The organism is Desulfosediminicola sp. (assembly GCF_048381775.1).
Classification (GTDB): domain Bacteria; phylum Desulfobacterota; class Desulfobulbia; order Desulfobulbales; family Desulfocapsaceae; genus Desulfopila; species Desulfopila ganghwensis.
The window spans coordinates 389,194-408,117 of record NZ_JBLXGE010000001.1 but is presented as its reverse complement, the minus strand read 5'-3'; the positions used below and the strand labels follow the sequence as shown (position 1 = coordinate 408,117).

The window sequence follows — 18,924 nt, the reverse complement described above, 5'->3', positions numbered from 1 at the left end:
CAAAAGTGCAAGCTGACAGAGGGAACCTGATTGTCGGCTATTTGGAGAAGATCTCCCGCAATTTATTGGCCAATTCATTTATGGAAAAGGGTTTTTGGATAAAATTGATCTCCTGGTCCAGAATCCCCCGATGGGCGACGACATCGGAGTCGTAGCCGGACATAAACAGACACTTGCTGCCGGGGTGTAGGGAGAGAAATCGCTTGGAGAGCTCACGGCCGTTCATCTCCGGCATAACCACATCGGTAAGCAGCAGATCAATCGGCCCGGCATGCGTTTCCGCTATATACAGGGCCTCCGAGGGCTTATTGGCCGGCAAACACTCATAGCCCAGTCCGGTAAGCACGTTGCACGCTAACTCAAGGATGAGCGGATCATCCTCCACCACCATGATCACCTCCTGCCCCTTATATGATTCATCCTTTTCGGGAACCATTATCTCAGCCGAGTCGCATCCCAGGTATCGCGGGAGGTAAACGAGAAAGGTGGTGCCGGCCCCGGGTTCGCTTTCCACCTCGATAAAGCCATCATTCTGCATTACAATCCCGTAGACCGTGGCCAACCCAAGGCCTGTCCCCTCGCCCACCGGCTTGGTGGTATAGAACGGATCAAAAACGTGGGGCAACGTTTCCACGTCAATGCCGGCGCCATTATCTTTTACGGAGATACAGACATATTGGCCGGGCTTGACGGCTGGCCGGTTCCGGCAATCACCCTTTTGCAGGTCAACGCCCTCGGTGGAGATGATGATCTTGCCGATGCCGTTGATTGCATCTCTGCCATTGATTAAAAGATTGGCCATAATCTGGTCGATCTGGCCCGGATCAGCCCTGACCTGCCAATTATCGGACCCGGGTGCCCAGATCAGCTCGATCTCCTCACCGATGAGGCGGGTGAGAATCTTAAGCCCCCCCTGGATGGTATCGTTTACCTTGAGCGGTTTGGGAGAAAAGGTCTGTTTACGGGCAAAACCGAGCAGCTGCCGTGTTAAATCGATCGAACGTTCCGACGCCTTGTGAATCTGCAACAAGTGTTGGTGCAGTTTGGTACCAGGCTTGACCTCGCTGAGCGCCAGTTCTGAATAGCCGAGAATGGCTCCCAGCATATTGTTAAAGTCGTGCGCGACTCCCCCGGCCAGTCGACCGATAGATTCCAGCTTTTCAGCCTGCAAAAGCTTATCCTGCAGTTTCCTTTGCTCCTCTTCGGCTTCTTTCTGGGCCGTAATATCCCGGCCGACCCCGATTATTGACTGCACCTCACCACCTTCATCCAAAACCGCAGTGTCAACCCACGCCAGCCACCGCCAGCCATCCTTGGTCATAGCCCGCTGTTCCATATAGGCTGTATGGGGCGGAACCCAAAGTGCCTCCATCGCTTTCGCAGTCTGCTCTCGGTCGCCTTCATGTACCATAGGCATGAACTGCTGCCCCAGTAGCTCGCCCTCTTCCTTGCCGAACATCTCACAATACGAATGGCTGACGAAATGAAACCTGCCCTCCAAGTCAACCTTGACCACGAGATCCGTCTGGTTTTCCACCAGCAACCGATATTTCTCCTCGCTCTCCTTTAAGTGACGAAGGACAAGAAGAGTATTCAAGGCATCGGCCAGCCTCCGGCCTACCTCTTGAAAAAGCTGTTTATCTTTTGGGGTCCAGATCCGTTCGTGGGAACACTGATGCATTCCCAACAGCCAGGGTTTGCCAATTTTGGGGATAATGGCAGTGGTTATCTGTGACTTGACATCATACTGTTTCGCCACATAATTCGGCACTTGGCGTTTCGACGCGCTGTCATACGACACCGGATCCTCAGAATTTAATGCAGCTTCGAATACATTTCTCACATCTGGCTGGGTGGGAATCTCTTTCCCTCTCTGCAATGCTCCGGGATAGCCTTCCCGCGTCCTTTCCATCGGCACACTCCAGGTGGGAGTTGCCGGATCACAGGGGTAAAGCAGCCAGGCTCGATCACTTTCAAAAATGGAGAGTAAGGTATCCAGTACTTCGCCGATTGTGTCCTCAAAATCCTCGGACTTCCGCAGTGCCCTCTCTACTTTATCCAAATTTTCCAGGAGGTAGAAATATTCATCACGAGCTGAATAAGAAGTGATTGTAGTACTCAATGTTTACACTTGGTTGAATTTGAATCGTTCATCCGATTTCACCCTGGACTGCTCTTGGCAATATCAACTCTGTCAATTGAGCCACCAAGCGGATTCGGCACGGCACGAACTTTATATCACCAGATGATTCTGACAATGTGATGAGAAAAATAAGCAGCTTTCAAACCATTGTTGCTGTGTTGCGACATGGTATTGTCTCCAAACGCCGGGATTCGACAAACAATATCCATACATTCCTATTAAGCATCAATTGTTACTGAATTATTGATGGAGAATATTCTGCAGGTGCATCTCAAAATACCATTGCTGGAAGTTAAACATTTTTCACCGGACTGCAATTTACGACTATCCCCGAAAAGGCCACCCGCCGGCGCCAGAAGCAGAAGCATGGTACAGACTTTGCCCAGCGTTTTTTCCACTTCATTTTGCCGCCCAGGTTACGGCACGCACCAACCCGGAAAGGTTTGAGGTCTGCTGTTGAGACAATATCCGGCTGGATTTGAACACCAATGGAATTTATTATACTTTAATGGATATGAATCCGTCTTCAGGCTGTCTCCATTATGTTGTAATTGAGTGATTATCCATGCCCTAATCTTGTTAGACGGAACCAAGGAGTGATTGTGGGACCTCAACACCGAATTGTTGCCATATACCTGGTCATTGGTTTGCTCTGGATATTCCTGTCGGACGCTGTGGTCGATCTCATCTTTTTTAAAAAGGAACTCATCACCTCCGCCCAGTCGATCAAGGGCTCGCTGTTCATCGCGGTAACCGGCATCCTGTTGTTTTTACTGATCCGAAGGGATATCAACCACATCACCAAGTTGAACTCTAAATTGGTGGAGAGTTACGAGCAGACCATCGCCGGCTGGGTGCGGGTGATGGACTTACGTCATAAGGAGGCCAAGGATCATACCGAACGGGTAACCAGTATGACACTGGCGATGGCCAAACTTGCCGGAAATTTCAACGATGCAGAGCTCAAGCACATCGAGCGGGGCGCCTTTTTACACGATATCGGCAAGATCGGTATCCCCGATGAAATCCTGATCAAGTCGGGCAAGCTCACTGAGCAGGAATGGGCGGAAATGATTACCCATCCCCAGATAGCACACGATATTCTCTCAGAAATTGACTTTCTTGCTCCCAGCCTGAACATTCCCTATTGCCACCATGAAAAATGGGATGGCAGCGGTTACCCGCAGGGTTTGAAAGGTGACGAGATTCCCTTTGAGGCACGGATTTTTGCGGTGATCGATGTGTGGGATGCGCTGATTCATCCGAGGGTGTACAAAAAGGCCTGGCCGGAAGAACGGGTGCTGGACCAGATCAGACAGGGAAGCGGTCAACATTTCGACCCACGGATGGTCAAGATCTTCCTGGATAATTATTCCCACCTTAAAGGCTATGCCGAAATAAGCAGAGGATTGGCTTGAGCTGGATGGTCGACAGGTCTTGCCCGTTTATATCGTATGGTCTGACCCTTTGTATCAGGAGGGGGCACCAGGGAAGCAATGTCTGCGACCCTGGTGCCAGGAGACGGGAAAACAACGACTTCAGCAGGTAATTTCCCTTCTCTTTTCTTGGTAGCGACGGATTTCCTTATCCATCTTTTCGTCAAATTTCCGGTAGGCTTTATCGACCTTCCTCTGAAGCTTGCGCAGTTTTTCAGCGATCTTTTCCGGTTTGTGTTCTCGTTCGGCCTCTCTTCTCAACTTCTTGCGCTCTTTTTCCAGTTCTCTTTCCAGTTCTTCTTCCAGCTTTATGAGTTTGGGTAGATTCATATTCAAAGTCACAACCAATATCGTGGTCTGCCCCCTATTTCTACGCAATCTGCTTGAGGGATGCGGCCAATCGCTCGGCCAGCTTCCAAGGCGTAGTACGCCGTGCTTTGTTCGGAGTATATTATGTGTTAGGGTTAAGGTATACTGTCCGGATGAACGTATAGACAGATCATCAGCTTTTTGCAGCGAGGGGGAGGGGTTGACATTTCTCAAGTGTGTGGTGTGCCTGGGAACGCTCTGGCTGATGTCTGCGTCTGATCAACCACATAGGGAGGAGGGGCTATGGGAAAGGTGGTGAGAGTGTCGATTGTGGTATTGATGGTATTTACTGTCTTGACTTGGGCCTTGGGGGCGCAAGCTGCGATTCCGTCTGAGATCGGGGTAAAAGAAGATCCGCTGGTGCGAATGCCGGGAACCCAGCCGGCGCCTGAAAATACTACTGACATCGAGGCCCCGACTCGTTGCCTCAATTGTCATAGCGGTTTCAATCAGGCGGTGGAGCCGGGCCATAACTGGCAGGGCTCGATGATGGCCCAGGCGTCAAGAGACTTCTTATTCTGGGCCTGTCTTACCGTCAGCGCTCAAGACTCCATATTCGCAATCGAAAGGCCCAACGCCACGGATATCTGTCTGCGCTGTCATTTTCCCCAGGGCTGGCTGGGGGGCAGGTCCGGTCCGACCAACGGCTCTGCCATGGCCAGCAGCGATTTTGATGGCGTTCACTGTGATGTTTGCCACTCAATGTATGATCCGTTTTTTGAGGATACCTTCAATGGTTCCCGTGAAGGGGCCGACTGGCTCGGCTACTGGGATGAAACCAATCTCAGCACTACTCCCTCGGAAACTGCGGCACAGGTCACCCTGGAGGAAGACAGGCTGCTGTCCGGCACCATCCTGCAAGCTGACGGTTTGCCGTTTTTTGACCCGCTAAACAGTCCTCCGGCAAATTGGCAGGAGAATGGTTCAGGGCAGTATTTTCTCAGTGACAACAGGGCGAAGCGCGCCCCATTTGCCGATGCCAACGGTCGCCATCCAATGCTGTATAGTAGGTATCATAAATCGAAATACATGTGCAGTACCTGCCATGACGTCTCCAATCCGATACTGGCAAATCTGGATGGCGGTGTCCTGCCCGGGGATACCATCGCCGACCTGGGTGGTCCGCTGGTTTCCGAGACAGATTCCGCCTTTTCCTTCTACCATGTCGAGCGCACCTTCTCCGAGTTCATGCTCTCGGACTACGGACTGCAGGGTGGGGCCCCGGGCATCGGTCCATACGCCCCGGAAAACTATGACACTTCCCACCCGGATAACAACATCACCAGATGCCAAGACTGTCATATGCGCGATGGGGTTGGCAAAGCTGCCTCCCAGAGAAGTGCGGTGAACAGGCCGGACGGCAGCGTGGAGCATCCTCTAAGCGGCCAGCCGATCCACGATCTGACTGGCGGTAATGCCTGGGTGACGGCGGTACTTGCCTCCACTGACCCCAACTGCCAGGATGGAGGGGTAACGTGCTATGATCCGGTCAACGAAAACCTGCTGAACCAGGGGGCGGATATCCTGACCCTTGATCTCACCCAGGGCCAGGGGATCGACCCCGTTCGCCTGATTGATGGTTCAAACAGAGCCTTGCAGCAGCTGCAGTTGGCGGCATCCATCAATGATGCGGCCATAAGCGGCAATACTCTGAGTTTCAAGGTGCAAAACCAGACCGGCCACAAGCTTATTTCGGGTTTTCCGGAAGGCCGGCGCATGTACCTCAACATCCGCTTCTACGATGAGGCCGGTGGGCTGGTCCAGGAGATTAATCCCTATGATACAGTCGCCGGTACCTTCAAGGGTTTTGTCTACCCTTACGCTCCCGAGGTAGAAAGTGGGGTGCCGTGGCCTGCTCCGCTGGATGAGGCCACGGAGATCCACGACGACAGTTTGGTGTATGAGATGAAGCCGACCTCGAGCTTGACCGAGGAGGAGAAATCCTTCCACTTTGCACTGGCCACGGGCAGATACAAAGATAATCGTATCCCGCCCAAAGGGTTCAGGATACATGAGGCAGCCGCCAGGTTGTCGACCCCGGTGGACCAGGGAGCGGATGCTCCGAATTATTACAGTAGTGCCGAGTATGCCGGCGGCTATGATGATGTATCTGTCGCTGTGCCGACCGGAGCGGTCAAGGCGGATATTACACTGTATTACCAGACGACGAGCCGTGAATATATCGAGTTTTTAAGAGACGAGATCACCGGTACGGGCAATCTGACCCTGCCGCCAGGTGACTATGTCGTGCAGATAGATCCATGGTTTGCAAACCTTGCCGGTTGGGGTAATACCATTTGGCAGCTCTGGAAACAGAATATGAATCTTAAGTCCGCTGCACCCTATCAGATGACTGCAGCTTCCGTAGGTGTGCCGCCCCTGCCCTGTGATGCTCCGATACCGGTGCTTGACCAGGCGGTTGCGGCCAGCAACCAGGTGGAGTTGGGCTGGTCATCCGCACTCGACCCCAATGATCCCGATAGTGGGTACAATCTGTATTACGACCAGGTGGGCAAGGAGCTGTTTATCGCTGATACCGGCAAGGCGACCACGTTCACGGATATGAACCTGATCAACGGACAGACCTATTGTTACAAGGTCACTTCGTATACCGTGGGTTGCGAGTCCCAATTCAGCAACGTCCTCTGTGCAACCCCGCTTTCGCCGGGACAGAGTTTTGACAGCAGTGCTGTCCTTGGACCGATCGGTCGCTTGGAGGTGACGGGCAAAGGCAAAAATACCCAGATCACTTTTGTTGAAACCACGACTTTTCTCCAGGGCGATGAGATCATGATTTATGTAACGGTCAGCGACGCCGATGGCGTTCCCATAGAGGGGGCAACGGTGGATATTTCGGTGGTGGGGCCGGTAACCGTTTCCCTGACCAGTGGCCCCACCGATGTGGATGGTATCAGCTCTGTGTCATGGGCCACTGAGGCTCCCAACAAGAAAGGTGTAGGAGGTACTCCGACAGGCAGTTATAACGTTTCTGTATCCGGGGTAACGGCAACCGATTACACCTGGGACGGCATGGCAAATGCAGTGTCTTTCACGATTAATTAGAAAAAGAATGGTCCCTGACTGAGAGCAAAGGATCGGTACCAATCGACAATAACGATGACAGTAGATCAACCGCTTCTATAGAAAGAAGCGGTTGATCTACTGTTTATGTATTCCCAGTTCAAAAGAGATGTACCCAATGATTCTTTATGACCAGAGTATACCGGCGAGTCTTCAGGAGTTTGGTATTCAGATTACGGTCCGGGACAGTCGGCTCACCAAAACCTTTCAAGCGCTTCTGGACGAACCAGAGCTTCAGGCCAGGCAGGCCGAGTGCATCAGCCCAGGATTGTGGAGCGGCTTGAGCGAGAGGATCTGTTGCGTAGAAATCAATTCGGGACAGGCCACGTTTTCTAGTTCTTCACAAATTCTACTGTGGCAGAATGAATATGTTCAATCTCACATTGTAACAAATAATACTTCAAATATACTTATCAATAAGGACCTTGGAACGAGTGTGAATCGTAAGAGGTTTGTTTTGTCTGCTATCAAATATGCCGTTTATTCTGAGATGATCTGCGAGTCATCATCTGCTGCTTTGGCTGGGGAAATACGATTTTTTGTTGCTTGAATAATTCATCCCAGTTTGATGGCGAATGGGTGTATACCGCAACTGAGTTGAACTCCCGCTTGATCCTTGAACCATCTGCCATTTGGATGATTACACCACCCACTTTTGTGATCTCGTGAACGATACCGTAAGATCGAACAAACTGCCTTGACCTGCTATCGGGGTGGTCAGTGATAACATTGTCTCCTTTTTGCATAATTTACTCCTTTGTCAGTTGTAAAGTTTAAAATATAAGCACGATTCAAAATTATTCAGAATTATTATCTTTTATATCTCATCAACAGGTGACGCTCAGATGTCTTTCGTGGGCCGTTCTACGGCCGGTCAGGCAGTCTGACAGGAGATTGTAGAGGGGTAGCGTAGTAGTGTGTTCATAAATGCAGAAAGAGGCAGCTTTCTGCTAGGAGGCTGTCCGAGAATGCCCTTTCCCCCCATATCTTCGTTAAATTCGAAAAATTATCCTCCGGAAAGCGAGGGACGAGACTCCGAGATATTAACTATACAACTATCGGGGATGTCCCCTATTTTATGATTCGTCATCAAAACATAAGCGTGTATGGCACAGCCTGATTTACGGGAATATTCCTGTAACCAATCGAGATAAAAACAATAGTCTTCATCAGCAAAAAAACAGGCTTGACGATTATTGCCACGCTGGATGATGTGTAGAGGGACTTCAGGAAGTATGATTCGTGGTCGTCTAGGCATAGGCTACCTTAAACATATTAAACAGGAAAGGCACAACCAATATCGTGGTCTGTCCCCTTTTTTATATAAAAATTTCACAGCCTGCTTTCGAGCATAATTGATCAAACTCAAGAGCAGGATCTGTGTTTGCCTCAAGATCAGCAATTGATGTTGGCTCAAGTGGAATAAATATATTGGTATCAATAAGGAACTTCACAAGATATATTTAACCTGCATACTCAATTAATCTAACAAGCTTCTGACTGCTAGCCTAGACTTAGGGTCTGTACCCAATTTAAAAATCAGTTCCAATTTCCATATTAAACAACAGGTTACCTTTTCTGTAGGAGTCCTTTTATCACATCTGTGACTTTGCTTTTTGAAACTCCTTCTAGTGTATTTTTCCTGTAACTTAGACCAATGCCAACAAAGTTATTTTCAATGGTTGCTGGATCTCGAGAAATTGAGCGAACAAAGATTGCACCACCACTCATACCCCTAAATGAATAGGCTTGCTTTTTGAAGCCTTCATTGCGATATGTTACATTCTTGTTTTCTATACCGACTGATACTATAGTCTTTGAGGTTAATTTTAATTCACCGTTAGCTATTAAAAAATTTGCAATGCTTGAAAAAGGAATGCCATCCTCCTTTGAAGACAACGATTGCTCGATTTCCTGCTTTAAATCTTTTGAACGATGATACTGAGTAACAGCCTTTTTTTGTGGAAAGCCAGCCCAGCTTACAGATTCTTGCTTTACACTCTCAACATCTAATTGAAAAAAATTTTTGTCAGTATATTTTTCTTTCAATAAGCAGGTGACCATATCGTGTTCCTGACAAATATCATACGAAGTAACATCATTTTCAAGTTCTATAAAATCCCCTTCAGTAACAAAATAACCAAGACCATCAATGTTCTTTTGACCTTTGGGAAGAGAGTGATAAGCTAAGAGGCAGAAATATTGATTTTCGTATGTAACAAATGTCATTGTTGAGGAAAAATGAATGTTCCCAAGAGAATCCTTATAATAAATTGGGAATATGAATCTTTGTACTTCTTTCGCATAATCATCTGATTTATATCTTTGAGGTTCATCCACAAGAGCACCTTATAGCTGAGTATAATTCACTGGTTTCGCGTTGTTTACGAAAACCAGTGGAATGGTAGGTTCCATCAAATATTTCCTTCAACAACGTTAAGCATAAATTTTTTTATCAATTTAGTACATTCTCTTTTTGTTAAATTTCTCCCAGCCATTCTTGCAACTTTTGTTTCTCTATTCGTCGCCAATCTTTTTCTATAAGGTAAGAAACAAAATCCTCTATAATCTTTTGTAATTTCATATCGAAACACTTGATTATTAAAATGCCCCACGAAATTCCCTTTCGAATCAGTTGTCCAATAACCGTGAATTGCTATTGCTTCTAGAGCTCTTCGCATTTCCAATGCGGACTGGTATCTTTCTTTTGTATTTGCATTTGTTGCAGTTTTAATTATTTTTTTAATATTGTTCGGAATAAATAGAAGATAGTCTTTCTCATTTGGAATTTTATTTTGGCTTTTAAGTAGCTCAAATTGTGTATTACCAACAGATTGTTGAATATCTCTTATCAGTCCAATGCCATTCATCAATCTGAACAAGGTTAGACCAACTTGATATACATCTGTTTGGATTGAAATTGTGTTACTTGTTGTTGTCTCTGGGGCTCTATGTAAAATATAGGCGTTAGGTGCTTGGGTTGGTTGCGAATCGACTGAAATTCCTGTTATCCCATAATCAGTGAGTATTCCTTCCCCACGTGGTCCTATAAGAATGTTTGATGGCTTGATATCATTATGATATAAACTTTGCTCGTGCAAGTACTCTAACCCTCTTAGAATATCAATTGCCAGACTAACACTTGATATTATAGATAAAAAATTTGATGAGTTGAGCTGACCAACAACAGAACCACTGGGGTGGTAATCCATAGCTATTATTACAATATTGTGGCCATTTACATCCACCACATCAGCATAGTGTACATGAACAACATTACTATGGTTTAATCGATTTCCAAGTTGAGCCTCTTTTAAATTTTCAGCAACTGGTGCCATACTCTCATCAAGAATTTTTACAGCTATTTTTCTTGAAATTGTTACATCATTGGCAAGCCATACTTCACCAAAATTTCCTCCTCCTATTTTTCGAATAAGTTGATATTTATATAGGCTATCACCCGCCTTTAGCGTAATGTTAAGGCTCACAGTTCACCTCTTGCTGACCACGCTGCGATTACTCCATCAGCTATTTGCTCATTCCAGTATTTTGTTGTCCTTCCAACCCGTGATTCTGCATGCCCTTTGACCTTTGATCTCGTTGTTCCTAGTTGGCTGTACAATTTACTTTCAATTGGAATGTTAGCGGACTTTGTCGCTAAAATTACAGCTGCATCAAAATATGATCCCAACCGATTAGATTTAGTGTCTGTTCTTCCGTATTCAGCTATTTTTAGAACAACTTTTACAATATCGCTATTTTGACGAATTATTCGATCTACTTCTTCTTTTTGCCAAGCAATCATGTCGCTATACTCTTCAATCGAAACAGGAACTTTTATCAAACTTTCAGAGTCGGCGTTTAAAAGAATTAGATCATCATTTTCCTTCGTAATTAAAGCGTACCGTAATTGTGTGGGTGCAGTTCTAATTCCTAGTATTTTCATTTGATTACCTTTTTAAAGACCTAACAAGCGATTATACATTTTGCAAAACATTCAACTTGTGGACTATACAGAATGATGGCTTGGATATTGTTCCCATTCACTGCCCATCCTCACGCAGCATAGCCTCCGTCCGATATGAGAGATGGCGCATCTCGTCGATCTCGCTTTTGAGGTGCTTGTTTTGAACGTATTGGACTGCGGTGAGTAGAGTGAGGATTCCGAGCAGGGTTATCTGCACTGCTTGCAGTCGGATGATGTCTTTGGTGCTGACCTGGTCGGATAGGGGTGGTGCTTTGGGGTGGGATACGCTGATGTTGCCGCCCGCTGTAAAATTTCTGCTGCCGTGTATGTGCTGCATGAGTTGTACTCCTGATTTTGGTGATACAGTGTACATCCGTGTTGCAATACATCTCTTACAATGCTGAAAATGCTACATAAAGACCCTGACAATAAACAGCAACTTTACCGATTATTCAATAGGTATAAGTAGTTTTTTTTGTTGGATTTGTGTCTTTCAGTTAAGAAAATTAATCCTTTCCTGCCTAAATTTTCTCTCTGAGCTTTCCCAACTCCTCGGCTATTTCCAGCCGCCTCATTTCTGCGGCCAGCCCTTCCATAAAAACTATTGGGGACAGACCACGGTTTTAGGCACCTAAAATAGTAAGAAAAAAATTAAACAATTTCCCCTCCCCTTTTCTGTCTCCAATAGAGGTAGTTATTACAAGTTCCTTTAGGTTATTAAGATGTTAACAAAGGAAAAAGCTTGGGATCTGCAATAACCAGACTGACAGCAATTACAACAACACCCCTAAAAACAAAAAAGCCGCAATCTCAAACAATTGAGATTGCGGCTTTTCTAATTTGGTGCGGAGGTCGGAATCGAACCGACACGGGGTCGCCCCCGCTGGATTTTGAGTCCAGTGCGTCTACCAGTTTCACCACTCCGGCGTAGCAGCATTTTATACCGCATTACCCCTGAAGTACGGGTATTTAAAGCTGTGGACACAAGGCTCATCAACTACCATAGTTGACCACTGTTTCGCCCTCAAAAGCTACTGTAGGCCTACTAGGAGCCTACTAAAATGAGACGCAATATCACCCTCAACCTGCTGAAAAAACTCGAACCTAAGTCAAAAGCATTCTTCATCCGGTCTACTACCCTTCGAGGATTTGGCATCAAGGTCAATCCATCGGGCAGCATCAAGTTCATCGCAGAGACAAAACGCCAAGGTGTCAACTACAGGAAAACCCTCGGTTCATTTCCTGCGCTCTCAGTACCCGAAGCGGAAAAGGAAGCTATACACTTCTTAAACCAAGTCCATACAGGGCAGCTCCAAGCTTTAACCAAGCAGCAATACACCCTTGCCAAGCTCTTCAAAACCTACACCTCCAAAGTTCAACTCAAACCTAGTACCTTGAAGAACCACACTCATGTCGTCAGCTTCTACCTCAAAGATTGGCTGGATAAGCCTGTAGTCGCTATCACAAAGGACATGGTCGAAAAGCGCTTCTACCAAATCAGAGACAAGGGGGTACACGGTGGGAAGCCAACGTATTCCCAAGCTACAAAGACCATGAGGATACTGTCAGCCTTGATGAACTACGCCAAAGCCGATGAACTCATCGATAACAATCCCGTTGATGTCCTGAAGCTGAAACGGGTTAACCGCAGTATGGTGAAACGAGATGTTTACCTTAACGCCTGTCAAGCCAAGCAACTCATCGAGTTGACCAGCCATGAGCATCATCCGATGGTTCTGGCCGTTCAACTCATCCTGCACACAGGACTCAGGAAGAACGAAGCATTGAAGCTGACATGGGCCGATATACAAGAAGTCAACGGCATCCCATGCCTCTTCATCAAGGACACCAAGAATAGCCGACCACATCTCATCCCCGTCACAAAGCCCATCAGTGATATCCTGAGAAGGGCAGAAAATGACACAGAGTTTATCTTCCCATCTCCCCAAAAGCAGGACACTCATATAGGCGATGAGAGGCCCACAGTAAGGCGATTGTCGAAAACCTTAGGCATTGACTTCAGATGCCATGATTTGCGCAGGACGTTCGCTACAAGGGCTTCTGAGGTCGGCTTAGACTTCTTGATGGTTAAACGCCTCCTGAACCACAAGAGCAACGATATCACAGCTCAGTACATTCAGAGGGATTCACGGGAGAACCTGGCGGTCATGAAACAGGCATTGGAGCGAGTGGTCTATTAATTCTCCGCGGAGCCCGGAGTAAATAGGTGTATCGGATAATCTACTATGAATAAGCACGCTGCAAAAGGTACAAACTGATAAATGGGGAGTAGCTAACCAACGCTGCTCCCTCAAGCTCTTTTCCCCAGCAAAAAAATCTGTGAATCCATATCAACAGTGCTCCACGCTGATTATCCCCCGAAGGGCGGGTTCCATACTCTCTGAAATTGATATGGCGGAGGTGGTTGGAGCGAACCACGTATCGTTGACTCACCTCCTCACACGGTCTTCTTGCAACTCAACCATATTCTATTCAAGATACTGCAAAAAGCTAAGGGGCAAGAGCTATTGGCACCGTCAAAATACGCAAACTTATGCCTGGGAAATCCCTTATTACTTTGAAATCCCATAGCGGTATATGGACAGCTGTTTATGCGTGGCTTACAATCGATTAGATCTGCTACTCTACCAATCCAGTCTGAACTGGGACCAATCATCTGTACTAGATACCACAACACAGCTATATGAGCATAAATCCTCTCACGTGCATCCGATGAAAGGTTAAGCCTCTGAAAATATGGAATGCCCTCTGTGCCTTTAGTCGAGATAGCATTGGCCATTTTCAGGTTCCAAACCCTAGAATGATGCGCACAGCTATTCCTTAAGTTGTTAAGCTCTGTCAACCAACTCCGAAACGTTTTCGGATTGTCTAGGCCAAAATGCTTACATACAAGTTCTTGATAGGTCCTCTTTAGATTCTGAAAATACTTGGACATCAGTCCAAAATCCCAGCACTCAATAACTACCCAGAAGGGAATTTCCTTTCCTCTTTTCTTATGCCATTTAATACAGTCTACAGTACTGCTCTGTATCATCCCATTTTGCTTTTCAACCCAGTCTCCCCAAATTGTATATTTACTCCCATCTGGCCTTTTCTTCTCTTTCATTACATTGGGATTGATATAGCACTCACTCTTATACGCAAGTGGGTCCAGCCTTCCAAGTTCATGGGCAATCACAGACCTGATGTGTATTTCTACCCTCTCAATTGCATTGAGGAGCAATTGCCTTAATTTCTTATCAAACAAATAAAGGTCTGTAATATCATCAAACCGGACATTCTCCTGAAAAAGGTCGGACCGAATAGGCATTTTCGTGACAGGGTCTTTCGAATAGGTAACCCCATCTGCCTCGGTCAAAGGCTTTCGACACGGATACCAGAATCCACTTAGTCGATAGTAACCAATCTGGGATAACTTCCTTATAGCTCTATCTTTATCACAGATTTCCATTCCCCGCTTTTGGAGCAAATGGACGAGCTCTACATGTTCTTTGTGGGGTTTTGTCAGACAGGTGCAGGTTGTCATCGAAGGGGGTAAAAACAAGAAGGCCCAGCCGTGAAATTAATCAGGGGACTGGGCACAGTTGAGTTAACTATATCAATTGAGACATCATTGTCAACACAAAAGTGCATAACAGGTATATAAAAGTTACATACAAATAGCAACAGGAAACACTGATCTGACCAGTACTACCATTCTCTATAAATTGCCATATGAATTCCTCTTCTCATAAATATAATAGTTTGAGATTACATCACAACTTCTGCTAAAAACAATCTGAGAAGGTATATCGATAAGGGCACTTTCCGCTATTGTCCCCGTGTACCCGCCATTCGTTCTATCCAGAGTTAACACCCTGCCAAATCAGAAGGGAACACATCAAGCGCCTCCCTCAATTCACTACCGCTAATCCCGGCCTCAAGACTCAGTGCGGTATACAAAGTCTACCTTAACACTCCGTACCCTACTGCATGTGCCTTCTTCTGCTCACCCTGAACGAGCCTCTCCTTGATTTCAGCCACCTGTTCATCCGGCAGCATGGCCTTGGCGCCGAACCTAAAGTCCTTCTTATGGGTAGCCCTGATGCCTTCACAAACTAGCACCTGCCTATAGACACAATTTCAGATATGCCTCCTCAATTTCACTTGGCTGGATGCACAGATAATCTAATGTCTGCTTCTGGGTCGAGTGATTGAACATAACCATCAACTCAGCGATAGAAGTGTTGAGTTGAACACGCTGGTGATAACCGAAAGTTTTGCGGAGAGTATGACTGCCATAATTGCCCTTGAGGTTTATCTCCCGACACCATGACTTAACCAAGCGGTGGATAGACTGCACCGTGAGTGTCCCACGCTGACTTGTGAACAGGTCATCTTCTGATTGCAAATCTGAAGCAGCCAGCAACGTGTGTATTGCCTCACATGCCGCCCTGTTCAGGGTTATCCTTCTCTCCTTCTTCGTTTTCTGCTCATTCAGTACCAGCTCAGTTCCTTCAGTTGCACTTTCAACTTGCCCGACTTTGATTCTTCTCAGATCCGATGCTCTCAGATTCGTGTTGATGCCGAGAACGAACAGGCAGTAGTCACGAGGTTTGTCCTTCAGCAGTTTCTTGATGGTCTGGATATCTTTCAGGTCTGTAATTGGTTCGACCTTCGCTGCTTTCTTACGGGTCTTGTTATTCTCGCTGTCTTGCATTCTCCCTCCTCGAAAATCTTGTTAAGTTTTGAAGCATATAGCGGCTTTTCTTAACATGTCGCAACAAGTATTTTCTGCCCAACATTCGCATTCTCCAACTATCCACCTAATATATTGTGCTTATTTGCAATAACAAACTTGTTAACATTTGTTCATTTGTTAACGAGATTTATGACTACGCACCCTAGAAAGAGCGGATTCTGACTCCCCACTTATAGAAGGTAAAAAAGCAAAACACCCAATGAAGCCCTGAAGGGTGCTACACCGAGTTCCTCACGCTCGGTACACCACGTACAACCTTCAGGGTTTCTCTTTGCGTTCATCGCATTCGTGAGGATTCCACCAACCCAGACGCATAGAACGCTGTCGCATGTACGTCTCAGCGCTGTTGTCGAAGCTCGCAGTGAGCTGAACAGAATATGTGCGTTTTCTTATCAACCTCAAAACGTGAGGAAAGTAACAATGCAGAAACAAGAAGTTTGGAAACATTTAGCTGACGACATGGAACTGACCATGATGAAACTACCGCCCAGAAGCAAGAAGCCAGCAGGGAAATGGGGTCACCTCCAGTACAGGCCCTATGCTGACATCGGATTCCAGCCAGACGACAATGCAGCAGTCATCACTAGCGATATCATCGTGCTTGATGTCGACGATATTGAGCTTTTCGAGCAAGCAGCTATTGGCGAAGTACCAGAAACGCTCACCGTAAAGACAAGCAAGGGGTTCCACTACTATTACGGGCGGCCTGATGGAGATAGCTACAGGCTACGCTCACGGAAGCCATTTGGTTTTGATATACGAGCAGACGTCGGCTATGTCGTGGCCCCAGGTTCAGTACACCCTGACGGCTCATTGTATGAAATCGTGAAGAATGTACCGATGGTGACTGCGCCAGATTGGCTGGCTGACCTGTCCAGAGGGGGGAACAACACGCCTTGCTGTAAGGTATACACAATCAAGGAATTACCTGATGTTGACCTTAGTAGGCTCGATTTAACAACCAAGCGGACAATCCTGACCAGCGTGCCTGAAGGCGGACGTTCTGAAGCAATCCATTGGGTCATGCACAGGATGGTTGACAACCGGTATAACTACGCAGAAATCGTCAGCGTGTTCCTGTCTAACCCTATTGGTGAAAAGGCATTAGAGAAGGACAATCCTGAAAGCTGGCTGCTTGGCGAACTGGAGCGTGCTCTGGACAGCAAAGAGGAACGGACTATCAGAGTACCAGACGCAGATGAGTTGAGTAGCCAATACAAAGAACTCGCCGATGAAGGATGCACTGAACTCGTCCACATGCTCCACGATTATGGTAACCAGATATCAGAGGGCCAGAAAAGGGTACTGGCAAGCCTGATGTTACTCTATGCAGGTTTAGCACAAGGATTACTTGCTGGAAGGATTGCAGCACCACTCCCCACCGGATTTGGTAAAACAACATCCATAGTGGCTTTGCTGAAGACAGCGGAGAAAAAGAAGATGCTCGGTAACAATGGGTTCACTGTTGCAGTAGCAGCAGCTCGGGTCCAGCAAACTATTGATATCTATGAGGAACTGCTGAAAGCGGGTGTAGCAAAAGAGCTGATATCCATGATTCATCACGATGAAAATGCTACCCACCCAGCTACTATTGGTCAAGACGGTGCGTTCATTACGGATAGACCAATACTGCTTGCGACGCACAACAAAGTGATTGGTCAGAAGATAAACGAGCAACTCACAGAGCGTACGTTCATCATCTGGGACGAATCTCTGATATCCACAAACGCAAAGTATTTCAACATGAAGGACTTGAACCTTGGGGTGGCTGCTTTCAGGGATGCCAGTAAACAGCATGGAGTTCGACCGGAGACTGTTCGTTTTGTCGAAGACTGTGTTGCTTCAATTGAGAAGAACATCGCTGAGCAAAAGGAGACCGGAGAAAAGTCAGTACTGCGTCTTCCAATCTGGGAAGCAGACATTGCACTTGAAGACATTAAGCGAGTCATCCAGAAGGAGCGCCACCTTGCCTATAAAACGGCGATGGAAACTCTTGTTGCGATGGTCGAGGTAACTGACCACGACATGTCTGTTCACATCGCAAACAACACTGAGCTGGTCATCAGCTATGAAGTGGTTGTACCAGATGAGCTACAGAATGTGGTTGTGCTTGATGCATCTGCTGAGATAAACGAATTGATGAAGCTCGATGAGTCAATATACAAGCCTGAGAACTTCCCTGAGATACCAGTTACCTATCTTGACACGGTTGTTCATCGGATTGACCACAAGGCTGGGCGAGCTGCCACAGAGAAGGCCCTCAACGGGGAAAAACTCAAATCAGCAATCCTTGAGATAATCAGGAAACATCCATCAGAATCAATCCTGTTGTTTACCTACAAGCACAGGAACGGTGAGTTGAACCATCGGCAGGCCATCGAAGAGTATCTGACGGAGAATGGTATAGACATTCAGGAGCAACTCGATGGTAGGAACAGATTCAACTGGCTGACCCACGGCAACGAGACAGCATCAAACAAGTACGCCCATTGTACTGTAGCGCTTTTCGTTGGGGTTCTCTTCCAGAATGATGGTGCGTATATCAGCAAAACCATAGGACAATTAAGAGACCACAGCTCAACGCTGAACGCTGGGGAAGTGACCAAGGTTTTGCGAGGGTTGCAGGCACAGGCTGTACATCAGGGCATGAACCGATGTGCTTCTCGAAGGATTAAGAACGACAAGGCTGGTGCTGTGAACGTCTATTACACCTACCCAAATGAATCGCTGAGTGGCCACCTGAACCATGTCCTACCGGATGCCGACTTCAGGCTGTACAACTCGGATGTCCTTCAACCTCGGACAATGAAAGGTAAGGTTCAGAAGAGAATTGTCGATAAGCTTGCTACACTACCTGACAACATCAGCAAGATATCTAGCAAGGCACTGAGTAGTCTGGTTCCAGAGCTAGCCACCATGTCTAAATCGCATAGGAGGCGTGTTATGTCAGAACTCATAGCTGACCCCAGCATACCTTGGATGTCATCGGGCAGAAGCTTGATTAAGGCTGGAGCGCAATAGCCTGTTGGGAGGAACACTTAGGGTTCTTTATTTCCTTTAAGAGAAAAGGCACTTATCTGAGCTGGTAGCAGGAGCATTAAGTTTTCTACTATCAGTTCAGGACTCAGATGTCGAGGCTCAGCGTAACCACTTTGGTAATGTAATA

13 protein-coding genes, 1 tRNA gene and 1 pseudogene are annotated in these 18,924 nt (G+C 46.8%); 4 read left to right on the top strand and 11 right to left on the bottom strand.

Annotated elements, in window-relative coordinates; genetic code table 11:
* Positions 1-37 precede the first annotated feature (37 nt).
* Entirely contained in the window at positions 38-2,062 is a 2,025-nt protein-coding gene (locus ACN5NT_RS01795) for a PAS domain S-box protein (protein WP_419174257.1), read from the bottom strand.
* 683 nt (positions 2,063-2,745) lie between these two features.
* On the opposite strand from ACN5NT_RS01795, the gene ACN5NT_RS01790 reads away from it, so the two are divergent.
* A complete protein-coding gene (locus ACN5NT_RS01790; protein WP_419174256.1) occupies positions 2,746-3,561 on the top strand; it encodes an HD-GYP domain-containing protein in 816 nt (271 codons plus the stop codon).
* Positions 3,562-3,681: 120 nt separating this feature from the next.
* Here the strand turns inward: ACN5NT_RS01790 and ACN5NT_RS01785 are convergent, their stop codons facing one another.
* Positions 3,682-3,909 carry a hypothetical protein gene (locus ACN5NT_RS01785; RefSeq protein WP_419174255.1) on the bottom strand — a complete coding sequence of 76 codons (228 nt, stop codon included), beginning with the start codon at positions 3,907-3,909 and terminating at the stop codon, positions 3,682-3,684.
* A 282-nt stretch (positions 3,910-4,191) separates the two neighbouring features.
* Between ACN5NT_RS01785 and ACN5NT_RS01780 the strand changes: the two genes are divergently transcribed.
* A complete protein-coding gene (locus tag ACN5NT_RS01780) occupies positions 4,192-7,011 on the top strand; it encodes a hypothetical protein (RefSeq protein WP_419174254.1) in 2,820 nt (939 codons plus the stop codon).
* 485 nt (positions 7,012-7,496) lie between these two features.
* Here the strand turns inward: ACN5NT_RS01780 and ACN5NT_RS01775 are convergent, their stop codons facing one another.
* The 7 genes and pseudogenes from ACN5NT_RS01775 to ACN5NT_RS01745 form a co-directional block, all read right to left on the bottom strand.
* Positions 7,497-7,775 (bottom strand): hypothetical protein, encoded by a 279-nt coding sequence (locus ACN5NT_RS01775; RefSeq protein ID WP_419174253.1) that lies wholly within the window; start codon positions 7,773-7,775, stop codon positions 7,497-7,499.
* Between the two features lie 332 nt (positions 7,776-8,107).
* Positions 8,108-8,287: pseudogene (locus ACN5NT_RS01770) on the bottom strand (transposase); the annotation flags it as partial.
* A gap of 311 nt (positions 8,288-8,598) precedes the next feature.
* Positions 8,599-9,369: a hypothetical protein gene (locus tag ACN5NT_RS01765; protein WP_419174252.1), complete on the bottom strand. Its 771-nt coding sequence runs from the start codon at positions 9,367-9,369 to the stop codon at positions 8,599-8,601.
* 74 nt (positions 9,370-9,443) lie between these two features.
* Entirely contained in the window at positions 9,444-10,517 is a 1,074-nt protein-coding gene (locus ACN5NT_RS01760; RefSeq protein WP_419174251.1) for a serine/threonine-protein kinase, read from the bottom strand.
* Positions 10,514-10,975 carry a hypothetical protein gene (locus ACN5NT_RS01755; RefSeq protein WP_419174250.1) on the bottom strand — a complete coding sequence of 154 codons (462 nt, stop codon included), beginning with the start codon at positions 10,973-10,975 and terminating at the stop codon, positions 10,514-10,516. Before ACN5NT_RS01755 ends, ACN5NT_RS01760 begins: the two co-directional genes overlap by 4 nt.
* Before the next feature lie 97 nt (positions 10,976-11,072).
* Positions 11,073-11,333, bottom strand: coding sequence for a hypothetical protein (locus tag ACN5NT_RS01750; RefSeq protein ID WP_419174249.1), 261 nt, complete (start codon positions 11,331-11,333; stop codon positions 11,073-11,075).
* Between the two features lie 504 nt (positions 11,334-11,837).
* Positions 11,838-11,923 (bottom strand) — tRNA-Leu (locus ACN5NT_RS01745).
* Between the two features lie 134 nt (positions 11,924-12,057).
* On the opposite strand from ACN5NT_RS01745, the gene ACN5NT_RS01740 reads away from it, so the two are divergent.
* Positions 12,058-13,197, top strand: a complete 1,140-nt coding sequence (locus ACN5NT_RS01740) for a tyrosine-type recombinase/integrase (protein WP_419174248.1) — start codon at positions 12,058-12,060, stop codon at positions 13,195-13,197.
* A 257-nt stretch (positions 13,198-13,454) separates the two neighbouring features.
* Here the strand turns inward: ACN5NT_RS01740 and ACN5NT_RS01735 are convergent, their stop codons facing one another.
* Both ACN5NT_RS01735 and ACN5NT_RS01730 read right to left on the bottom strand, forming a co-directional pair.
* Entirely contained in the window at positions 13,455-14,543 is a 1,089-nt protein-coding gene (locus tag ACN5NT_RS01735) for an Abi family protein (protein WP_419174452.1), read from the bottom strand.
* 582 nt (positions 14,544-15,125) lie between these two features.
* Complete coding sequence (locus ACN5NT_RS01730) at positions 15,126-15,716, bottom strand: tyrosine-type recombinase/integrase (protein ID WP_419174247.1); 591 nt, start codon at positions 15,714-15,716, stop codon at positions 15,126-15,128.
* 462 nt (positions 15,717-16,178) lie between these two features.
* Here ACN5NT_RS01730 and ACN5NT_RS01725 point away from each other — a divergent pair, with 462 nt between their 5' ends.
* Complete coding sequence (locus ACN5NT_RS01725) at positions 16,179-18,779, top strand: bifunctional DNA primase/polymerase (protein WP_419174246.1); 2,601 nt, start codon at positions 16,179-16,181, stop codon at positions 18,777-18,779.
* The last annotated feature ends 145 nt before the right edge of the window (positions 18,780-18,924 follow it).